This window comes from Microbacterium sp. CH1, from assembly GCF_001595495.1.
Classification (GTDB): Bacteria; Actinomycetota; Actinomycetes; order Actinomycetales; family Microbacteriaceae; genus Microbacterium.
The window spans coordinates 235,059-254,127 of record NZ_LOSO01000024.1; the positions used below are offsets into that span (position 1 = coordinate 235,059).

Genomic DNA, 19,069 nt, shown 5'->3' on the forward strand with positions numbered 1-19,069 from the left:
ACGCCCCCTGTCCTCCGGGACAGGGGGCGTTCTGCATCGGGACGCGGGTCAGGCGAGGGCGTCGCTCTCCGACACGGACGCCGGCTCGGTGAGCCGGTTCCTCCGCCGCCGGTGCGCGATGAGCGCCCCCACGAGCGCGGCGATACCCAGGGTGAACACCGCCCCGCCGACGAGGAGCGGGACGTTCAGCGGCGCGGCGTCATCGGCCGCGGCCGTGAGGGTGCATCCCGGAGCCTCCGCGTCGAACACCGAACCGGCCGCGATGCAGTCGTTGAGCCCGGTGACCTGCTGCCCGTAGGCCTGCCCGGGGCGGACCGACGTCGTGCCGTCTGCGGATACCTCGCAGGGGTTGTCCTCCGCGCACGCCTCGCCGCCGTCGTTGTGCGAGCTGTTGATGCCGACCACCGTCTTCCCGTCGCCCGCGACGAGTGCGGCACCCGACGTTCCCGGGTACGTCTCGCACGTCTTCTCCTTCGCCATCCGCAGGGACTGGTGGAGGACGTATCCCTCCTCGCGGAGGGTGGGGACGACGGCCTCGATGGTGCACGACAGCTGCTCGGTGGCCATCAGGCGGACGCTGTCGCCGACCCGGGGCGAGGCGGAGGACGGTCGCGCCTCGCGCTTCGAGCTCGGCGAAGGAGGCATCCAGGCGGTACACGGCGACATCGGTGCCCGTCATCGTGCCGAAGAGGAGACGGTCGAGGCGCGCAGTCGTCAGTCCGTACCCCTGCGCGTCTGCGAAGGACACCTCGCCGTCCGCCGGAAGGTTCTGGAGGAACTCGCCGCGCCGCGGGATGTCCCGCGTCTGTTCCACGGCCGGAATGCAGTGACCGTTCGTCAGCAGGAGTGCCGGATCGTCGCGGCGGGAGTTCGCGGCCATCACGAGCGACGACTCGCATTCGTCCAGCGCCGGGTAGCCTCCCAGTCCGAGGTCGACCTCGTCGTCCGGGATGGTGGCGTGGTCCCGCATGATCGTGCGGATCCACTCCGCGTGCCGGGTGACGTCCGTATAGAGCCCTGCCGCCTTGTCGTTGTCCTGCTCCGGTCCGCTGAGTACGCCGGCCAGCGCCCACCCCGCCCCTTCACGGACCAGGAGGGGGCCGCCGGAGTCGGCATTGCCGGCCTTCGCCACGCCGCCGCCCACGCAGAGCTCCCCGTCGGAGGCGTTCGGGCACGTCTTCGGATCGAGGACGTCGACGTCGGCCTCCTGCAGCATCGTCGGGTAGACCGCGGGCGATGTCGTCGCCGTGTTCCCCCACCCGAGGATCCGCCCGGTCGTCCCGACCGCAGGGGAAGCTCCGGCGACCGGGATCGGCGTCTGGTCCACGGCCTCGTCGAACCGCAGGAGCATGAGGTCCTTGCCGAAGTAGCCCTCCCGGGACTTCGGGAGCTGGAAGAACCGGCTGACCGTCGCCACCTCGCCCCCTCGGGTGACGTCGGCGGAGCCGAACTGCACCGTCCAGCCGATCGGCGAGCCGACCTGGGCGAAGTTGTTCTTGCGGCAGTGCGAGGCGGTGAGCCCCCAGTGCGGGTCGATCAGGGTGACGCCGCAGCCGTTGCCCCCCGGGCCGGGAGGCTTCGGGAAGCCCGGCTTGTAGGCGCCCATGAAGGGATAGCTCTCGGTCGCGTCGCTGCCGTCGCTGATCGCGTTCGCCGGCGCGGTGCCCGCGAAGACGAGGAGAGCGGCGAGGACGGCAGCGACGAGGTATCTGATGCGTGTCATGCGAAGGACCGTACGGACGCGACTGTTTCGGAAGCGTCAGCGGATTCGCATACGCTCTCGCAACATCCGGCGGGATGGACTGGGCGCATGACCGCAGTGACGACATCGCGCGCGCCCTGGGGCGATGCCGCGAAGGGGCTGCTGATCGTCCTCGTAGTGTTCTGGCACGTCGTGCTGAAGACCTACCTGCAGGTCGACTGGCGACTCGGCATCCCCCTTCCCGGCGCCTGGGGTCTCGCGAGCGACCTCATCTGGCCCTTCCTCATGCCGCTGTTCCTGTTCCTGTCCGGGTACTTCGCCTCCGCGGCGCTGGCCCGACCGTGGGCCGTCGTGTTCCGTCCCCGCGTCGTCCGCTTCCTCTACCTGTACCTGCTGTGGAGCCTCATCCACGCCGCCGCGATGTGGGCATTCCCGGACTTCCCGACGTTCGTGCCGCGGAGCGTCTCCGCGTTCGTGGAGGGGGTGACGATCAGCCCGCCGAACACCTGGTACCTCTACGCGCTCGCGTTGTACTTCGTCGTCGCGAAGGGCCTGCACCGACTGCCGCGCGGCGTCCTGTTGGTGGGCTCCGGCATGCTCTCGGTGGCGGTGGCCGCCGGACTGGTCGACGTGGTGAGCAACCGCGGATCGCTCCTCTACAACCTCTTCTTCTTCCTCGGAGGCGCATACCTCGCGCCGCGCATCCGTCGCTTCACAGCTCGGCCGCGGCCCGCACTCGCCGGGGCCCTGATCCTCGGGTACCTCGCCGCCTACGCCGTCATGCGCGTGACGGGCACGGAGACCGTTCCCGGGGTGTGGCCGGCCGTGTCCGTCCTCGGGGTGGCGATGGGAATCGCGGTCGCCCCGATCCTCGCGGGCCTCCCTCTGGTCGGGCGGGGTCTGCAGGCGCTCGGCGTCCGCACCCTGCCGATCTACCTCCTGCACATGCCGCTGCTCGCGCTCGCCGACGCCGCGCTCGTGGGAGTGCTGTCCGACGCGGGGCAGGCGGTGCAACTGCTCGCGGCCGTCCTGCTCCCGGTCGTGCTGACGGCGGCTCTCGTCGCCGCGTGTATCGGCCTCGATCGGCTCACCGCTCGCGACGGACTCACCTGGCTGTGGGATCTGCCTCGTCGGCGGGCCGCGGTCGACGGGGCGCCACGCAGAGTCCCCTGGCGGACCCCGGTCGCGGTGCTGGCACTGCTGGGGGTCGGCCTCGCCGTCAGCGCGGCAGCGGCGATCCCCGCTCGGCCGGCCGCGATCATCGACCGGGCCGCCACCAGCGAGGGAGAAGTCAGCATCGGCGCCGTGGGCGACATCCTGCTGTACGACGCGTCGCGCGGAATCCCGGCGGATCGCGGGCGATCGACCTTCGACGAGGTACGCCCCTGGTTCACCGAGGACCTCGTCACCGGCAACCTGGAGCAGGTGATCGCGGCGGACACCGGCGTCGACAAGTGCGGCGGGAGCGACCACTGCCTCGCGTTCCGCAGCGAGCCGGATGCCGCTGCGGCGCTGCGCGGCTTCGACGTGCTCAATCAGGCGAACAACCACAGTCACGACTTCGGCCGGGAGGGCGTCGACGAGACGAGGGCCGTTCTGCGCGCGGAGGGCATGGACGCCGTCGGGGACCGGAACGAGGTCGTCGTGACGAGGGTGGGGGAGACCACCGTGGCCCTGGTCGGCTTCGCGCCGTATGGGGGATTCAACCGGGTCACCGACCTCCGTCACGTCGGTCAGGTCGTGCGTGCGGCGGCGGAGCAGGCCGACCTCGTCGTCGTCCACGCGCACATGGGCGCCGAGGGACCGGAGGCCGACGCGGTCACCGGGGGGACCGAGCACAGCTTCGGGGAGAACCGGGGTGATCCGCAGGCGTTCGCCCACGCAGCCGTCGACGCCGGCGCCGATCTGGTGGTCGGGCACGGTCCGCACGTCGTCCGGGGCGCGGAGTTCTACCGCGGCCGCCTCATCGCCTACAGCCTGGGCAACTTCGCGGGCGGGGGCGTCTTCGGGGCCGAGGAGGAGACCCGCTTCGGCGCCTACCTGTCGGTCCGTCTCCGTGCCGACGGAACGTTTCTCGGCGGACAGGTCCGCTCGATCCGCTTGGGGGCCGACGGCGGCGCCCCGGAGCCCGATACGACCGGTCGGGCCGGCGCCCTGGTGGACGAGCGCGGCCGGCGGGACTTCCCGGGCAGTGCCGCTGTCGTCGACGCCGACGGGTCGATCGCCCCGCCGTGAGGATAGGCTGCTGGCCATGACGGACGACGTTCGCAACGTGCACGAGGCCCTGTCCACCATCCACGAGCACTGGCAGCCGCACCGGCTGACGAGCGTCAACGACTACGACGTCAAGGTCGTGAAGCTGCAGGGCGAGTTCGTCTGGCACACGCATCCCGAGACCGACGAGCTGTTCTTCGTGGTGAGCGGACGCCTGACGATCCAGCTCCGCGACCGCGACGTCGTCCTGAACCCGAACGACGTGTTCGTGGTGCCCCGGGGCGTCGAGCACTGCCCGAAGGCCGAGGAAGAGGTGCAGGCGATCCTCTTCGAGCCGAAGGGCACGGTCAACACCGGAGACGCAGGCGGCGACATGACGGCGGAGCTCCAGGAGCTCGGCTAAGCCCCCGCATCGCGTCCCGTGCGTCCGCAGAACGGGCGCACGGATGCCCCGCGGTGGGGGGACCACGGGGCATCCGCCGTTTGCGCGGCGGTCACGCTCGGCAGAGGAAGCGCAGCGAGGGCTGCACCGCACGTGCGGACGCTGCCGCGCACCGGCGGGGGCGAGTCTCCTCCCCCGAGGACATCGCCACCGCCGGGGCTCAGCGCCTACGCCGTGCGACGGCGCAGCAGGCCCGCACCTCCCAGCAGCAGGAGAGCGGCGAGGGCCCACAGCCACGGGGCCGAGGCGCCACCGGTCATCGCGAGGCCGGTGGCCTCACCCGTCGCGGCGGCACCCGCAGCCCACGGCATGCTGGTCATGCCGGCTCCGGTGCTCGGTATCGTCCCCGAGTTGGTGCCGGGCTCGGTGCCGGGGTCCGTGCCGGGGTCGGTGCCCGGGTCGGTTCCGGGGTCGGTGCCCGGGTCCGTTCCGGGATCAGTGCCCGGATCCGTGCCAGGGTCCGTTCCGGGGTTCGTGCCGGGATCGGTCACCGTGCTCTCGCCGACGACGGAGATCGCGTTCCCGCCGATCGTGATGGGAAGCGTCACGGGGAGCTCCAGCTGAGTCCCGCCGAGGATGCTGTCGTCGCCGCCGGTGGTGCTGCCTCCGGTCGCGGGTGCGGTCGGGGACGTGGTGCCGCCGGTGGTGCCGGTGACGGTGGCGTCGTCGGTGACGGAGATGGCGTTGCCGGTGACGCCGATGGGGGCGGTCACGGGTGCGACCACCTGGGTGCCGCCGAGGGTGCTGTCGTCTCCGCCGGTGGTGCTGCCTCCGGCCGCGGGTGCGGTCGGGGTCGCGGTGCCGCCGGTGGTGCCGGAGGCCTCGCTGTCGCCGAGGAGCGAGATGGCGTTGCCGCCGACGGTGACAGGCGCCGTCACGGGAGCCACGGCCTGCGTGCCCCCGAGGATGCTGTCCTCACCCCCGGTGGTGCTCCCCCCGGCCGCGGGTGCGGTCGGGGCCGCGGTGCCGCCGGAGGTGCCGGAGGCCTCGGTGTCGCCGAGGAGCGAGATGGCGTTGCCGCCGACGGTGACCGGGGCCGTCACCGGGGCGACGACCTGGGTGCCGCTCGCGGTGCCGTCCTCGCCCGAGGTGCTCGACCCGGTCGCCGGGGTAGGCGCCGGTGCTGCGGCGCTCTCTCCCTCGGCGGCCGACTCGGAGTCACCGAGCAGCGAGATGGCGTTGTCGGACACGGTCACCGGGGCGTTGACCGCCACGAGAGCCTGGGTGCCCGAGAGCACACCATCCAGGCCGTCCGTGTCGAGGGAAAGCACCCCGGCCGCGTCAGGGGCCTGGGGAGCCGCGCTCTGGGGAGGAGCGGCGGCCGGGGTGCTGGTCGTGGAGTCTTCGGTGAGACTGATGGCGTTGTCCGTCACCGTGACGGGAAGGTTCACGGTCACCACGGCTTGGGTGCCGGATGCCGTACCCTCCGCGCCGCTCGTCTGCGGAGCCGGGGCGGGAGCGGGAGCCGGGGCGGGAGCGGGAGCCGGTGCCGGAGCAGGGGCCGGGGCAGGCGCCGTGGATGCCGCATCGCCGAGCACGGAGATCGCGTTGTCGACGACCGTGATCGGGGCGGTGATGGGCGCTACGGCCTGGGTGCCGGGGAGCAAGCCGTCGTCTCCGGATGTCTCGGCCGCATTGGCGGCCGTCGCGCCGAGCAGGGTGATCCCGCCGGCGATGAGCGTGCCCCAGAGGACGCGCTTCGCGTAGGTACGCATGATGGTTCTCCTGACGTGACTGGTCTGTCTGATGGGATGCACGCGAGGAAGTGCGCGCGCAGCACGGCATCTGTCATCCGGGTGGGATGACGCGACAGTCCGTCAGTCGGGAGAGACGTCGGTGTCGGCGACGGGGGCGCCCGGAAGGGCGTCGTCCCGTGCGCCGGCTGCCCGCTCCCAGGCACGGAGCGGGGTGGCGCCGATCTCGCTGAGGCGAGCGGGGGCGCTGGTGGAACCGCCGGCCGAGGTGGCGGAGTAAGATGCTGGGGCGGCCGGAGCGGCCGGAGGAGCACCGAGCGGCACCGGAGCAGCGTCACCGGCGCCGGCGTCCGAGGAGTGGGGCGCGGAGACCGGGCCTGCAAAGGAAGCCACGGTACGGAACGCAGAGTGCTGGCCCGTGCTCGGGGAGGCCGACGGTGCGGGCGCAGGCTCGGGAAGCGCGGCGATCTCGTCGCGCGCCGTGGTCGCACCCGCAGGGACGGAGCCCTCCGGGGTCTGCGGTGCGGCCGGCTTCTGTGGCGTGAGCACGTCGACGACCGGCGGAACGGTCTCTTCGACGACGCCGCCGATCAGGCCGGTCGTGCCATCGACGACGCCGACGACGTTCTCGACCAGGTCGATGGCGCCGGAGTCGACGACGATGCCGCCGACCAGCGGAAGGCCGCCGACGAGGTCGAGCACGGGCGCCGTGATCTGCGAGACCGGTGCAGAGCCGAGCACGTCGGTCACGGGCTCGACGACCGTCTCGGTGGTCTCGGCCACCGCCTCGAGCACCGGGGCCGCGGTGTCTCCGACGACCGGGACCTGCGTCACCGTCTCGGTCACCGTCTCGACGACGGCGGGAGCGGCCTCCTGCACGGGAGCGACGGTGTGGGTCACGACCGGAGCCACGACCTCGTGCACCACGGGCGCGACGACCTCCTGGACCACCGGCGTCGCCACCTGGTTCACCACCGGAGCCACGACGTCGTTCACGACCGGCTTCGTCACGGCGGTGACGGTCTCGGACACGACCGAGGTGAGGTTGTCGAGCGGACCCTTCGGCTGCTCGTCCGCATGCGCGGAGCCGCCGCCGGTGAGGACGGTCAGGGCTGCCCAGGCGAGCGCGCCGATTCCACCCCAGAGGACGGCGTGGGGTACGCCGCGTCGGGTGGTCCGAGCGTCCACGTCGTCCTCCCCCTCCGAAGGTCCACGGGTGTGTCGATGGGAGGCAGAATACTCGCGGACCCCCTGTCTGTCCAGGGGCGTTTACATCCGATTCTTCTCGTGTCAGATCGTGACGCGCCCGGCGGATTTCCGGCTTGACTTTCCCCAGGTTCTACACATGCCCCCTCCGGAGGGGAAACCTTCAACGCGCAATTTAAACTCGTTTTCATCCACAGGGTGGGGAAACGATGAAACCCTGGTCAGGGCGATAAAAAAAGTCCGGTGTTCACACCGTCCACCGGGTTATCCACACCCGTTCTGCACAGACACTCCGAGATTGTCCGCACGCTGTCCACATGGTTATCCACAGGCCGTGTTGCACCGTGTGGAGACCGCTCATAGCGTGGTCGAGCGACCGAATGTCGGGGGCACCTGCTTGTCTGGGGATGGCCGCCGCGCGGCCGCGGTCCCCCGCACCGGCATCCGCGGATGCGCGCGCGGGGCCCGCCTCAGAACCGTCGCATCGAAGGGAACACAGTGTCGATCGCCGACATCTCCGAGGAGCGCCTGGGAGGGCAGCGTCCGCCCGAGCGCACCCCTCCGCACGACCTCCTCGCCGAGCAGAGCGCCCTGGGTGGCATGCTCCTGTCGAAGGACGCGGTCGCCGACGTGATCGAGACGCTCAAGGGCGCCGACTTCTACATCCCCAAGCACGAGCTCATCTTCGAGGCGATCCTCTCGCTCTACTCCCACGGTGAACCGACCGACGTCGTCGCGGTCACCGACGAGCTGATCAAGACGGGGGAGCTCAGCAAGGCCGGCGGCGCCGACTACCTGCACACGCTCACGTCGATCGTCCCGACCGCGGCCAACGCCGGCTACTACGCCGGCATCGTCTCCGAGCGCGCGATCCTCCGCCGCCTCGTCGACGCCGGGACGCGCATCGTCCAGCTCGGCTACGACGGCCAGGGCGACGCGACCGACATCGTCAACAACGCGCAGGCCGAGATCTATTCGGTGACCGGCTCGGAGACGGCCGAGGACTACGTGCCGCTCACGGTCGCGGTCGACGCCGCGGTCGAGGAGATCGAGGCGGCCAACGGCCGCGACGGCTCCATGACCGGCATCCCCACCGGCTTCCGCGAGCTCGACGAGCTCACCAACGGCCTGCACGGCGGGCAGATGATCGTCGTCGCCGCGCGACCCGCGATGGGAAAGTCCACGCTCGCCCTCGACTTCGCCCGTGCGGCCTCGATCGGGCACGACTTCCCCTCGATCTTCTTCTCCCTCGAGATGGGCAAGAGCGAGATCGCGATGCGTCTGCTCAGCGCCGAGGGGGCGATCCCGCTGCAGAACATGCGCAAGGGAACGCTCGACCCGCGGGACTGGACGACGGTCGCCGCCACCCGCGGCCGCATCAACGACGCCCCGCTCTACATCGACGACAGCCCGAACATGACGCTCGTCGAGATCCGGGCGAAGTGCCGACGGCTGAAGCAGCGTGCCGGTCTGCGGATGGTCATCATCGACTACCTCCAGCTCATGACGTCGGGTAAGCGCGTCGAGTCCCGTCAGCAGGAGGTCTCGGAGTTCTCCCGAAGCCTCAAGCTCATCGCCAAGGAGCTGCAGGTGCCGGTCATCGCACTGTCGCAGCTGAACCGTGGTCCCGAGCAGCGCCAGGACAAGAAGCCCGCGATCAGCGACCTGCGAGAGTCCGGATCGATCGAGCAGGACGCCGACATGGTCATCCTGCTGCACCGCGACTCGGTCTACGACAAGGACGTCCGTCCCGGCGAAGCCGACCTCATCGTGGCCAAGCACCGTAACGGTCCGACCGCGACGATCACCGTCGCCTTCCAGGGGCACTATTCCCGGTTCGCCGACATGGCACCGGGCGGCGACTTCAACTGATCCCCGGCGTCAGCGTCCCGTGTCGGACGCCGACTCCTCGCGGAGGCTGAGCCGGACGTGGCAGGAGTGCGCGCTCGTGAACGGGATCACGCGTTCGATCTCCACGGGTCCGCCCGCTCTCGCCAGCACCGACTTCATGAGCTCCTCGTGCACGCGGCAGACCACGGTCTGGTCATCGGTCAGCAGCGTGTGGAAGCGGCAGGGGGAGAGGTCGACGGTCATCGCCTTCTCGTCGATGTCGGGCTGCAGGCCCACGTCATCGAGGTGGTGGAACAGTGCGTCGAGCTGATGGGTCGCCGCCTCCGGGAGTCCGGACCGCGTCGCCGGGAGCACCGCGCGCATGAGGTCGCCGTGGCGGATCGCCTCCCGGAGCCGCCGTTCCTCGATCTCATTCGGCTCACTCGGCAGCACGGGGGAGAAGCGGAGGCGCGGTCTTCCGCGCCGACCGGTGTGCTCCACCTCGGACCGGGCGAGCCCCTCGCCCTCGAGCACGCGGAGGTGGTCGCGGAGCGTGTTCACGTGGAGACCCATGCGGAGGGAGAGCTCGGCGAGCCCGATTCCCGGAGTGTCCATCAAGGCGGCGAGAACTCGCAGCCGGCTGCTCTGCATGAGTCCGCGATAAGCGTCGGTAGGACGTGGCATGTTACCCATTATCCCCTGAGCGGGGCGCGCCGGGCCGATTTCCACGGTCACCCGTCGCCGGGGGTGCGGACCGCCCGGTTAGCCTGAGGCCATGACGGGTGGACGCATGGTGACGGCACTGCGCCTGCTGCTGCCCGCTTTCCTGCTCGGGGCGATCATCGCGATCTCGTTCCTGGAGGCACCGCTGAAGTTCCTGGCTCCCGGAATCACGATCCCGCTGGGTCTCGGCATCGGTCGCCTCGTGTTCACCGCCCTCAACGTCCTCGCGGGAGCGGTGCTCCTCGTGTTGACGGCGGTCAGCGTCCGTGCCCGTGCCGGGCGTTCCTCGGCGCTGCTGCTCGGCGGGCTGTGGCTGGTGTTCCTCGTCGAGGTCATCGTCATCCGCCCGATCCTCAATCGGCGCAGCGACCTCGTCATCGCAGGGCAGGAGGCTCCGGGAACCGATGGCGCGCACTACGCCTACATCGTCGCGGACGTGACGATGGTGGTGCTGCTCGTGGCGTTCCTCGTGGTCACGGTGCGCGCGGTGCTGCCGTCGCGCGCGTCCTCACCGACGACCGGCGTCTAGGACGCGTCGGACGCAGCGGATTCCAGCAGTCGACGCGCGCTGTCCCGAGCGGTCGCGAACGGCTCCGCGAACGTCCCCATGCCGACGGTGACGATCGCGCCTTCATAGAGGAGCATGAGCGTCTCGGCGAGCCGGTCCGGGTCGTGGAACCCGGCCTCACCGCAGAGCTCAGCGAAGACCGCGAGCAGCCACTCCTTCTCGCGACGAGCCTCGGCGAGCACCAGCGGGGCGTCCCCGGGGCCGTCGATCTCGGCGCGCGCGTTGACGGCGCTGCATCCCTTGGTGCTGTGGCCCGGCACCCAGGAGATGGCGGCATCGAAGATCGCGAGCACGCGGGCGGGCCCCGGCTCCGGGACCCGTGCGAGGTGAGCGGCGACGTGATCCCGCCAGCGGGCGTCCCGGTGCTGCAGGTACGAGACGACGAGCGCTTCCTTCGATCCGAAGCGGTCGTACAGGGTCTTCTTCGTCACCCCGGCCGCAGCGGCGATGGTGTCGACTCCGACAGCGTGGATGCCGCGCTCGTAGAAGAGGTCGGAGGCGGCATCGAGCACGCGGCGCGCCCCGGGGGTCAGCGGCGGGAGCTCCGGCACGGCGGTCGACATGCGATGAGTATACCAACCTGTATAGTGACGGCATGAGTAAACAGATCGGTATACTCTCCCGGGTCATGACCGCGGGTGCAGCGGTGGCCTTCGTCCTCACGTGGAGCTCGGGCTTCCTCATCCCCGCGGTCGCCACCGCGGACGTCGACCCGCTGACGCTCCTGGTGTGGCGGTTCACGCCGCTCGCCGTCCTGCTCGTGGTCCTTGTCGCGGTGTCCGGAGTGGCGAAGGAGATGACCGCGCGGGAGCTCGGTGTCCAAGCGGTCATCGGCGCGCTCGCCCAGTTCGGATACTGCGCTGCTGTGTACGCCGCCGTCGCGACGGGGATCGCCACCGGCACCGTCGCGCTGATCGACGCGGTACAGCCGCTGCTCGTCGCCGTGCTGGTCGGGCCGGTGCTGGGCCTCCGTGTGCGCGGTGCCCAGGTGGCGGGACTGGTGATCGGGGCGGTGGGGGTGCTGCTCGTCGTGCAGTCGCAGTTCGGTGCCGGCTCCGCGTCGCTTGTCGCCTACCTGCTTCCGGCGGCGGCGATGGTCTGCCTCGTGATCGGCACGCTGGTGCAGCGACGGACGGCCGTGCGTACGGGGGTGCTGCTGACCCTGACCATCCACGTGAGCGTGAGCGCCGTGCTGCTTCTCGTCATCGCCGCGCTCGCCGGGGCACTCGTGCCGCCGGCGCGACCGTCGTTCTGGATCGCCGTGGTCCTGACCGCCGTCTTCCCCACGCTCAGCGCCTATGGCCTGTACTGGTGGCTGCTGCGCCGGGTCGGCATCACCGCACTGCAGGCGCTGCTCTTCCTCGTCGCCCCGGCGACCGCGATCGGCGGGGCGCTGCTGCTCGGCGAACCCCTCACGGCGATCACGCTCGGCGGGTTCGTGCTGTGCGGCGCCGGGGTGACCGCGGTGCTCGTGAGCGAGGCGCGGAACCGGGGCGCGGAGGTGGAGGGAGGCTCCGCGATGCCGGGTCAGGGCCGGACGCGGACCGCCCGGCCCTCGAAGGTCACCACATCGCCGTCGCGGAGCTGACGCCCGCGGCGCCGGTCCACCTCGCCGTTCACGGTGACGTAGCCGTCGATGATGACCTCCTTCGCGTCGCCGCCCGAGTCCAGCAGTCCCGCGAACTTGAGGAACTGCCCGAGGCGGATGACCTCGCCGCCGATGGAGACCTCGTCGATCGGATCGGAGTTCGTCATCTTTGCATGCTAGCCCTCTGGGCCGCGGTCACTCGTCGACGTCGGTGCCGACGACCGCGAACGAGGCGTCGAAGGAGATGTCGATCGAGCGGTTGTCCGTCGTGAGGACGGAGGCGTCGTAGGGGCTCACGTCGTCGGAGTCCACATCGAGGTCGGTGATCATCCCCTCGGCCTCCGCGAGGGCGGCGTCGACGAGAGTGCGGATGGTCTCCTCGTCCAGCGTGAGAGTCGGTCCCTTGTCGTCGTCGTCTGCGGCGTCGGTCGAGACCACGGTCGCGGTGAGGTCGTCGTCCACGCGCACCTCGGTCTCGTCCCCGGCGGACGTGGTCAGCTGCACTTCCCACGTTCCGTCGCGCTTCGCGTCGATCGAGGTGACCTCGCCCTCGGCGGCGTCCTGGGCGGCGGCGGCGATCGCGAGGAGCTCGTCGACGTCGTCGGTGCCGATGCCGGTGACAGGGCCGCGGTCGGCCCGGTCTCCGCTCGGGCGGGCATCCTCGTCGCCGCGGTGGTCACCGCGCGGGCCGTGGTCGCCCTCGTGTCGGGGACCCTCCATGGCGGGGCGGTCGTCGTCGTCACCGAACTCGTCGCCGATCGCGGCACCCACCGCGACGCCTCCGCCGGCGAGCAGTACCGCGGCCGCGATCCCGCCGCCGATCAGGAGCGCGCGCTTGCGTCCGGGCGTGGCGGGGGTTGCGGCGGCTGGTGCCTCCGGGGCGGCGTTCGGGGCGGCGGCCGGGCCGGGGGTCGGCGCGACCGGGACCGTCGGGGCGTCGGCGGTGGTGCCGGGGCCGGCGGGGGAGTCCTGTCCGGCGTGCTGGTCCTGGCCCGCGCTCGGGACCGCGGGTGCCGCGTTCTGACCCGCGATGTCGTTCTCGTCCGGCGTGGGGTTCTGGTCGGGAGCAGGAGTCTTGTCGTTCATGTCTCGATGGTCTCCCGACGCCGCTGAAGCCACCCTGAAGCCTCCTGAAGCCCCGTTCAGGAACCGATATCTCGGGTCCGACTTCGGAGCTCGGGAACGACACGCCGCCTGCGCGCGGCCATGACCGGGGTGTCGTCGGGGATCTCCGAAGCTGTGCCCGGGCGGTCGGTCAGGAGAGAGGGCCGGCCAGGGGGAGGGTGACGGTGAAGCGGGCGCCGCCCCACCGGGAGGTGTCCACCGTGATCGCGCCGTGGGCGGCGGTGGCGATGCCGTGCGCGATCGCGAGACCGAGCCCGCTGCCTCCCACGTCGCGACTGCGGGCCTCGTCGAGCCGGACGAAGCGTTCGAAGATGCGGTCCCGCTCCTCCGGGGGGATGCCGGCGCCGTCGTCTTCGATCGTGAGGACGACGTGCTCCGCCTGCGGCGCCACCCCGATCGCCACGCGGCCGTTGCTGTGCCGCGCGGCGTTGTCGGCGAGGTTCCGCAGCAGCTGGCCGAGCAGCCGGGGGTCGCCGACGGTGCGGGCCGCACGGATGCCGGAGCCGTCGACGTCGAGCCCGGTGGCTCGCAGCCGACGCACCTCCGCGAGGGCCAGGTCGTCCAGGTCCACCGGTTCGGTGCTCCCGGTGACGCCCTCGTCGAGGCGGGCGAGGAGCAGCAGCGACTCCACGATTCCCTGCAGCCGCAGCCCCTCCTCGGACACCACCTCGGCGAGCTCGTCGATGCTCGTCACCTCCGGGTGCGCCTGGGCGAGCTCTGCGTGCTGACGGATCGTGGCCAGGGGCGAGCGGAGCTCGTGCGAGGCGTCGGAGACGAAGCGGCGCTGCGCGGTCGCCGCCGCGTCGAGCCGGTCGAGCATCCCGTTCATCGTCACGGCGAGGGAGTGGATCTCGTCCGCGGTGTCGGGGACGGGCACCCGGTGATCGAGGCGCTCGGCGGTGATGCCCTCGACCTCCTGGCGGATGCGGGTGACCGGGCGCAGCGCGCGCCCCGTGACGAGCCAGGTCGTGACGGCCACGAGCAGCAGCAGCGCGGGGACGGCGATCACGAGCAGCGTCGCCACCGTCGACAGGGTCTCCGCATCCTCGTCCATCGGCACCGCGAGGACGAGGGTCTGGTCGCCCTCGACGTCTTCCGACACCACGACCATCGGCTCGCCGTCGATCCGGACGACTTGCGGATCGTCGTCCACGGGCAGCGGGGTGGCGCCGAGCGCATCGGCGGCCTCCTCGCTCGCCGCGCGCACCGCTCCGTCCCGCCCGAGCAGCTGCACGAGGTCGTCGTCGAGCTGGTCGGGTCCGCGTCGGCCCGGACCGTCGAATCGGCTGACGAGCTCCTCCAGCCGCTGTTCCGCCGCGCGTTCGGTGCTGCCGTGGATGCTCGCGCTCAGCACCCCGTAGAAGGAGAAAGCCCCGAGGAGCAGCGCGACCGCGACGACGAGGGTGGCGCCCAGGGTCGTCCGACCGCGGACCGACCGCCAGAGCCGCCTAGCCACCGTTCGCCGCCAGCCGATAGCCCGCGCCGCGGATGGTTTCGATCGCCTCACGTCCGAACGGCTTGTCGACCTTGCGGCGGAGGTGGCCGATGTACACCTCGACGATGTTCGGGTCGCCGTCGAAGTCGTCGTCCCAGACGCCGGCCAGGAGGTCGCGCTTCGACAGCACCTGCCCGCGGTGCCGCATCAGATGCTCGAGCACCGCGAACTCGCGGGCTGTGAGGGAGATCGGGGTCTCGCCGCGCCACACGTGGTGTCCGGCGGGGTCCAGCCGCAGGTCGCCGGCCTCCAGGATCGTCGGTCGCGCCACGGCACCGCGGCGCACGAGAGCCCGGAGCCGCGCCACGAGGATCGCGAAGGAGAAGGGCTTGGTGACGTAGTCGTCGGCGCCGCTCTCCAGCGCCTCCACCTGATCCCACTCGCCGTCCTTGGCGGTGAGCATCAGCACGGGAGTCCAGTTCTCCTCGGCGCGCAGGGCCTCGCACACCTTCCACCCGCTCATGCCGGGCATCATCAGGTCGAGCACGATGGCGTCGTACCGGGTCTCGCGGGCCCGCCAGAGGCCGTCGATGCCGTTGTGAGCGACGTCGACCGCGAAGCCCTCCGCCTCGAGCCCGCGGCGCACGCCCTCGGCCAGACGCACCTCGTCGTCCACCACCAGGATCCGCATCCCCCCAGTGTGGCGGGTCATCGCTGAATCGGGGCTGAAGCGGTCGGGCCGCTTCGAATCGCGCACCTCGTTCCACTCCGGGCTCAGATGCAGCAAGTTGCGCGATTCGAAGCGGGACTTACGACGAGAGGTGCGCCTGGATCTCGCGGATCACCTCGCCGAGGGGGCCGGAGGAGAGGAGTCCGGGGCCGAGGGGGCCCGCGGGGTCGGTGCCCAGGGGCGGGAGGGGGCGCAGGGCTGCAGCGGCTTCGGCGGAGAGCTGCGCGAGTTGCCAGCGCACTTCGGCGGCACGGGAGTCGGGATCATCCGGGTGTGCCAGCTCGACAGCTCGCGCGGCGTAGGCGGCTGCCCCGAGAGCATGCGCTCCCATGTGCGCGACCCCGCCGGCCTGAGCCGCGGAGCGGGCGGCCGCGGCGCCGGCAGGGGTCACGGCGCTGCGGGCGGCCCTGCCCGCGACGAAGCGACGACGGATCTCGCCCGCAGCCGTGAGCTCGCCCCGCGCGAAGGCGCGCGTCCTGGCGATGGCATCGCGCGCGCGGTCGTCGTCCGGGGCCTCCCTCTCGAACAGCGGCAGCACGCGCGCGGCGCAGTCGGCCGCCCACACCGCGACGATCCGGCGGTCGGCCTCGGTCATGCCCTGCGGAGTGGACATGGGTCACCTCGCCCGTCGTTCGGTGCGCGCACGTGCCGCCTCGTGCGCCTCGCGGAGGAGGGTGAGCACGGTACCCTCCGTCGCCTCTGCGGGATCGATCACGCACACCCAGCCGGCGGTGCCGTACAACGGGTGGGGCCGGAAGACGTCGACCGCCGTCGGGTCGGTGTCGCCGCCCGTGAGAGACCCCGCCGCGATGATCGACTCCGCGCGCTCGCGTCCGACGTGGATGTTCACCCGGAAGCGCTCGGGAGCATCCAGAGCGGAGGACGTGTCGTCGGGATAGTCCTTCGTGATGATCGTTCCGAACGGCTGGGTGCGCTCGGGCATCCGGCCGTCGGGGGCATGGAAGAAGAACGCGTCTCCCCAGGCGAGCTCGGGGAAGTCGCTGCCCGCCTCCGGGGTCACGACGAGCACACCGTCGAACGAGCGGACCTCTGCGATGATCTCCTGCATATCCATCCTTCAATGCTGAGGCTGATGTGCCTATGTGGACGCAAGGCCCGGAAAGACGAGGAAGCGCGTGCAGAACCCTCAAGAGCAGGTGATGACGACGGCGGCGCTCGGACGGCTGGTCGACTACTCGACGCAGCAGGTGCGCGACCTCGAGCGCCTCGGTGTCCTCCCCGCCGCAGAGCGCGGCGCGAACGGGTACCGGCGGTATCGGATGCCACATGCCCTGGCGCTGCGCGCCTATCGCGCGTTGGCGACGGCGCTCGGTCCGGTACCCGCGCGTCGACTGATGCCCGCTCTCATCGGCGGATCGGTCGAGCACGCGGCGGAGCGGAGCGACACCCTGCACGCGGATCTCGCCCTCGAACGCTCACGGGTGCGGGCGGCCCTGCGCGGACTCGAGGACGCGGTGGCGGAGGCCGACGACCCGTTCGTCGAGGACGATGCGATGGCCATCGGCGAACTCGCCCAGGCGCTCGGCGTCCGGTCCTCCGCGCTGCGGCACTGGGAGCGAGAAGGGCTCGTGCGCCCCCGTCGTCGTGCGGGATCGGTGCGCTCCTATGACTCTCTCGCGATCACCGAGGCGCGGATCGCCGCTGCCCTGCGCTCGGGCGGCTACGGCATCCCCGCCGTTTCGCGGATCATCGACGAGGTGCGCGCGCATGGTGACACGGAAGAAGTTCACCGCATCCTCGCGGAGCGGCTGGCCGACCTCACGCGCCGCAGCGTCGCGCTTCTCGCGGCGGCAGGACACCTGCACGCCCTGCTGACGGAACGCCTCGCGGAGGAGGAGGGTTCGTCGCGCACGCCCGCGCCGGGATCTGCGCCCGGACCTCGGGGATCAGCGGATTCTCGTCGAGGGGGCCGGTGATGACCGCGGCGACAGCCTCGAACGGCAGTACCGGGTAGCGCGAGGCGGCGCCGATCTTCTCGCCGCTGGCCAGCACGATGGTCGCGGCGCATCGGCAGGCGATCGCCCGCTTGGTGACGGCATCGTCGAGTTCGCGCACGAGCTCGGGCTGCCCGTCTACCGGTCGCTCGACGAGATTCCCGCAGCGTCGACTCCGTAGGCTGGAGGCATGACCAAGAACATCTGGACCGTCCTCGGCGTCATCCTCGCCGTCGTGATCGCGTGGTGGATCGTCAGCGCGCTGTTCTCGGTGCTCTGGTTCATCGCGAAGCTCGCCATCGTCGCGGTCGTCGCCGTGGTGGTCTTCCTCGTGCTGCGGAGCCTCTTCACCCGCGACGCCGACTGATTCGAATCGCTCACTTTGCGGCAAAACGGCTGGTTTTGCAGCAAAGTGGGCGACTCGAACGGGGTCAGCGGCGGTACTGGGCGGCGCGGTGCGTGGGCTGGACCCGGTCGCCGCGGCCGTGCAGCTTGTGGCGGAGCGTGCCGGGGACGTACTCCTCGGGGTAGGCGCCCCGCTCGCGCAGCACCGGGATGACGTGCTCGATGACGTCCTGCCAGGTGCCGGGAGTGACCGCGTACGCGAGATTGAAGCCGTCGATGTCGGTCTGCTCGACCCACGACTGCAGCTCGTCGGCGATCTCCTCGCCCGAGCCGACGATCGTCGGACCGAGCCCGCCGATCGCGTTGTGGCGGCCGAAGTCGCCCACCGTCCACTCGCGCCCGAGGTCGGCCTCCTCCTTGAGGTGCTGAAGCACGGACTGGATCGCGTTCGACTCGACGTTCCCGACCGGCTCGTCCTCGGCGTACTGCGACAGGTCGACGCCCATCCACCCCGACATGAAGGTGAGCGCCCCCTCCGGGCTCGCGTAGGACAGGTACTCGGCGTGCTTCGCGGCCGCCTCCTCGCTCGTCGCCGCGGTGATCACCGTCAGCAGCGTGTAGATGCGGGCGTCGTAACGGTCGCGCCCCGCGGCCTCGAGGGCGTCGCGGATGCGCTTCACGGTGCCGGCGAGTACCTCCTTCGACGGCGCCGCGACGAAGATGGCCTCGGCGTTCTCCGCCGCGAACCGCACCCCGCGCGGGCTCGCGCTGGCCTGGTAGATCACCGGGGTGCGCTGCGGCGACGGCTCCGAGATGTGGATGCCGGGCACGGAGAAGTGCTTCCCCTCGTGCCGGATCGGGTGCACCTTCGACGGGTCGGTGAAGATGCCGCGCTCGCGGTCCTCGACCACCGCGTCGTCCTCCCACGACCCCTCCCAGAGCTTGTAGAGCACCTCGACGTACTCGTCCGCGTGGTCGTAGCGGTCGTCGTGGGCGAGCTGGTCCTCCTGGCCCATGTTGCGCGCGGCGCTGGGCAGGTACCCGGTCACGACGTTCCAGCCGACGCGGCCCTGCGTGAGGTGGTCGAGCGTGCTGAGTCGTCGAGCGAACGGGTAGGGGTGTTCGAACGCGGTGCCGGCCGTGACGCCGAAGCCAAGATGCTCGGTCACCGCGGCCATCGCGCTGACCAGGAGGATCGGGTCGTTCACCGGCACCTGGGCGCCGTTGCGGATGGCGGCCTCGTTCGTGCCGCCGTAGACGTCGTAGGTGCCGAGCACGTCGGCGATGAAGATGCCGTCGAAGGTCGCGCTCTCCAGCAGCTTCGCCAGGTCGGTCCAGTACGAGAGGGTGTTGTACTGCCGGGAACGGTCGTCGGGGTGCCGCCACAGGTCGGACGACTGGTGGGCGACGCAGTTCATGTCGAAGGCGTTGAAGCGGATCTGCCGGGTCATGCCCCCATGAAACGGGACCGGACGGTATCGAGGCGAGCGACGGCGACACGCACCGAAACAA

20 protein-coding genes are annotated in these 19,069 nt (G+C 71.1%); 7 read left to right on the forward strand and 13 right to left on the reverse strand.

Going from position 1 to position 19,069, the window contains the following annotated elements; translation table 11 throughout:
- Positions 1-48 precede the first annotated feature (48 nt).
- Both AUV07_RS16475 and AUV07_RS16480 read right to left on the reverse strand, forming a co-directional pair.
- Complete coding sequence (locus AUV07_RS16475; RefSeq protein ID WP_062637792.1) at positions 49-249, reverse strand: hypothetical protein; 201 nt, start codon at positions 247-249, stop codon at positions 49-51.
- The gene (locus AUV07_RS16480) at positions 200-1,723 is read right to left on the reverse strand and encodes a S1 family peptidase (RefSeq protein ID WP_062637794.1); all 1,524 of its coding nucleotides are present in this window, start codon (positions 1,721-1,723) and stop codon (positions 200-202) included. The genes AUV07_RS16475 and AUV07_RS16480 overlap by 50 nt, the downstream gene beginning before the upstream one ends.
- 87 nt (positions 1,724-1,810) lie before the next feature.
- On the opposite strand from AUV07_RS16480, the gene AUV07_RS16485 reads away from it, so the two are divergent.
- Positions 1,811-3,937, forward strand: coding sequence for a CapA family protein (locus AUV07_RS16485; protein WP_062637796.1), 2,127 nt, complete (start codon positions 1,811-1,813; stop codon positions 3,935-3,937).
- 16 nt (positions 3,938-3,953) lie between these two features.
- On the forward strand, positions 3,954-4,319 hold the full coding sequence (locus AUV07_RS16490; protein WP_062637798.1) for a cupin domain-containing protein: 366 nt from the start codon (positions 3,954-3,956) through the stop codon (positions 4,317-4,319).
- 206 nt (positions 4,320-4,525) lie between these two features.
- Here AUV07_RS16490 and AUV07_RS16495 read toward each other — a convergent pair whose 3' ends face one another.
- Positions 4,526-6,073, reverse strand: a complete 1,548-nt coding sequence (locus AUV07_RS16495; protein WP_062637801.1) for a hypothetical protein — start codon at positions 6,071-6,073, stop codon at positions 4,526-4,528.
- Positions 6,074-6,175: 102 nt separating this feature from the next.
- On the reverse strand, positions 6,176-7,240 hold the full coding sequence (locus tag AUV07_RS16500; RefSeq protein WP_062637803.1) for a hypothetical protein: 1,065 nt from the start codon (positions 7,238-7,240) through the stop codon (positions 6,176-6,178).
- Between the two features lie 516 nt (positions 7,241-7,756).
- On the opposite strand from AUV07_RS16500, the gene dnaB reads away from it, so the two are divergent.
- Complete coding sequence (gene dnaB, locus AUV07_RS16505; RefSeq protein WP_062637804.1) at positions 7,757-9,130, forward strand: replicative DNA helicase; 1,374 nt, start codon at positions 7,757-7,759, stop codon at positions 9,128-9,130.
- Between the two features lie 9 nt (positions 9,131-9,139).
- Here the strand turns inward: dnaB and AUV07_RS16510 are convergent, their stop codons facing one another.
- Positions 9,140-9,772: a winged helix-turn-helix transcriptional regulator gene (locus tag AUV07_RS16510; protein ID WP_157524125.1), complete on the reverse strand. Its 633-nt coding sequence runs from the start codon at positions 9,770-9,772 to the stop codon at positions 9,140-9,142.
- 91 nt (positions 9,773-9,863) lie between these two features.
- Between AUV07_RS16510 and AUV07_RS16515 the strand changes: the two genes are divergently transcribed.
- A complete protein-coding gene (locus AUV07_RS16515) occupies positions 9,864-10,340 on the forward strand; it encodes a hypothetical protein (RefSeq protein WP_062637807.1) in 477 nt (158 codons plus the stop codon).
- On the opposite strand, the gene AUV07_RS16520 is transcribed toward AUV07_RS16515, so the two are convergent.
- Positions 10,337-10,942 (reverse strand): TetR/AcrR family transcriptional regulator, encoded by a 606-nt coding sequence (locus AUV07_RS16520; RefSeq protein ID WP_062637808.1) that lies wholly within the window; start codon positions 10,940-10,942, stop codon positions 10,337-10,339. The genes AUV07_RS16515 and AUV07_RS16520 overlap by 4 nt on opposite strands.
- Positions 10,943-10,974: 32 nt before the next feature.
- Here AUV07_RS16520 and AUV07_RS16525 point away from each other — a divergent pair, with 32 nt between their 5' ends.
- A complete protein-coding gene (locus tag AUV07_RS16525; protein WP_231868298.1) occupies positions 10,975-11,967 on the forward strand; it encodes a DMT family transporter in 993 nt (330 codons plus the stop codon).
- Here the strand turns inward: AUV07_RS16525 and AUV07_RS16530 are convergent.
- The 6 genes from AUV07_RS16530 to AUV07_RS16555 all read right to left on the reverse strand — a co-directional run bounded on the left by AUV07_RS16530 (position 11,907) and on the right by AUV07_RS16555 (position 16,332).
- A complete protein-coding gene (locus AUV07_RS16530; RefSeq protein ID WP_025102805.1) occupies positions 11,907-12,134 on the reverse strand; it encodes an RNA-binding S4 domain-containing protein in 228 nt (75 codons plus the stop codon). The two genes, AUV07_RS16525 and AUV07_RS16530, sit on opposite strands and share 61 nt — an antisense overlap.
- 28 nt (positions 12,135-12,162) lie before the next feature.
- Positions 12,163-13,053 (reverse strand): hypothetical protein, encoded by an 891-nt coding sequence (locus AUV07_RS16535; RefSeq protein WP_082803019.1) that lies wholly within the window; start codon positions 13,051-13,053, stop codon positions 12,163-12,165.
- Between the two features lie 169 nt (positions 13,054-13,222).
- Positions 13,223-14,548 carry a sensor histidine kinase gene (locus AUV07_RS16540; protein ID WP_062637809.1) on the reverse strand — a complete coding sequence of 442 codons (1,326 nt, stop codon included), beginning with the start codon at positions 14,546-14,548 and terminating at the stop codon, positions 13,223-13,225.
- A complete protein-coding gene (locus AUV07_RS16545) occupies positions 14,541-15,218 on the reverse strand; it encodes a response regulator transcription factor (protein WP_025102802.1) in 678 nt (225 codons plus the stop codon). The genes AUV07_RS16540 and AUV07_RS16545 overlap by 8 nt, the downstream gene beginning before the upstream one ends.
- Before the next feature lie 118 nt (positions 15,219-15,336).
- Complete coding sequence (locus AUV07_RS16550; protein ID WP_062637811.1) at positions 15,337-15,870, reverse strand: putative immunity protein; 534 nt, start codon at positions 15,868-15,870, stop codon at positions 15,337-15,339.
- Between the two features lie 3 nt (positions 15,871-15,873).
- On the reverse strand, positions 15,874-16,332 hold the full coding sequence (locus tag AUV07_RS16555; RefSeq protein ID WP_062637813.1) for a DUF6194 family protein: 459 nt from the start codon (positions 16,330-16,332) through the stop codon (positions 15,874-15,876).
- A 61-nt stretch (positions 16,333-16,393) separates the two neighbouring features.
- Between AUV07_RS16555 and AUV07_RS16560 the strand changes: the two genes are divergently transcribed.
- Both AUV07_RS16560 and AUV07_RS17880 read left to right on the forward strand, forming a co-directional pair.
- Complete coding sequence (locus AUV07_RS16560; protein WP_231868299.1) at positions 16,394-17,194, forward strand: MerR family transcriptional regulator; 801 nt, start codon at positions 16,394-16,396, stop codon at positions 17,192-17,194.
- 208 nt (positions 17,195-17,402) lie between these two features.
- Entirely contained in the window at positions 17,403-17,579 is a 177-nt protein-coding gene (locus AUV07_RS17880) for a hypothetical protein (RefSeq protein ID WP_025102796.1), read from the forward strand.
- A 64-nt stretch (positions 17,580-17,643) separates the two neighbouring features.
- Here the strand turns inward: AUV07_RS17880 and AUV07_RS16565 are convergent, their stop codons facing one another.
- Complete coding sequence (locus AUV07_RS16565) at positions 17,644-19,008, reverse strand: LLM class flavin-dependent oxidoreductase (protein WP_062637815.1); 1,365 nt, start codon at positions 19,006-19,008, stop codon at positions 17,644-17,646.
- Between the last annotated feature and the right edge of the window lie 61 nt (positions 19,009-19,069).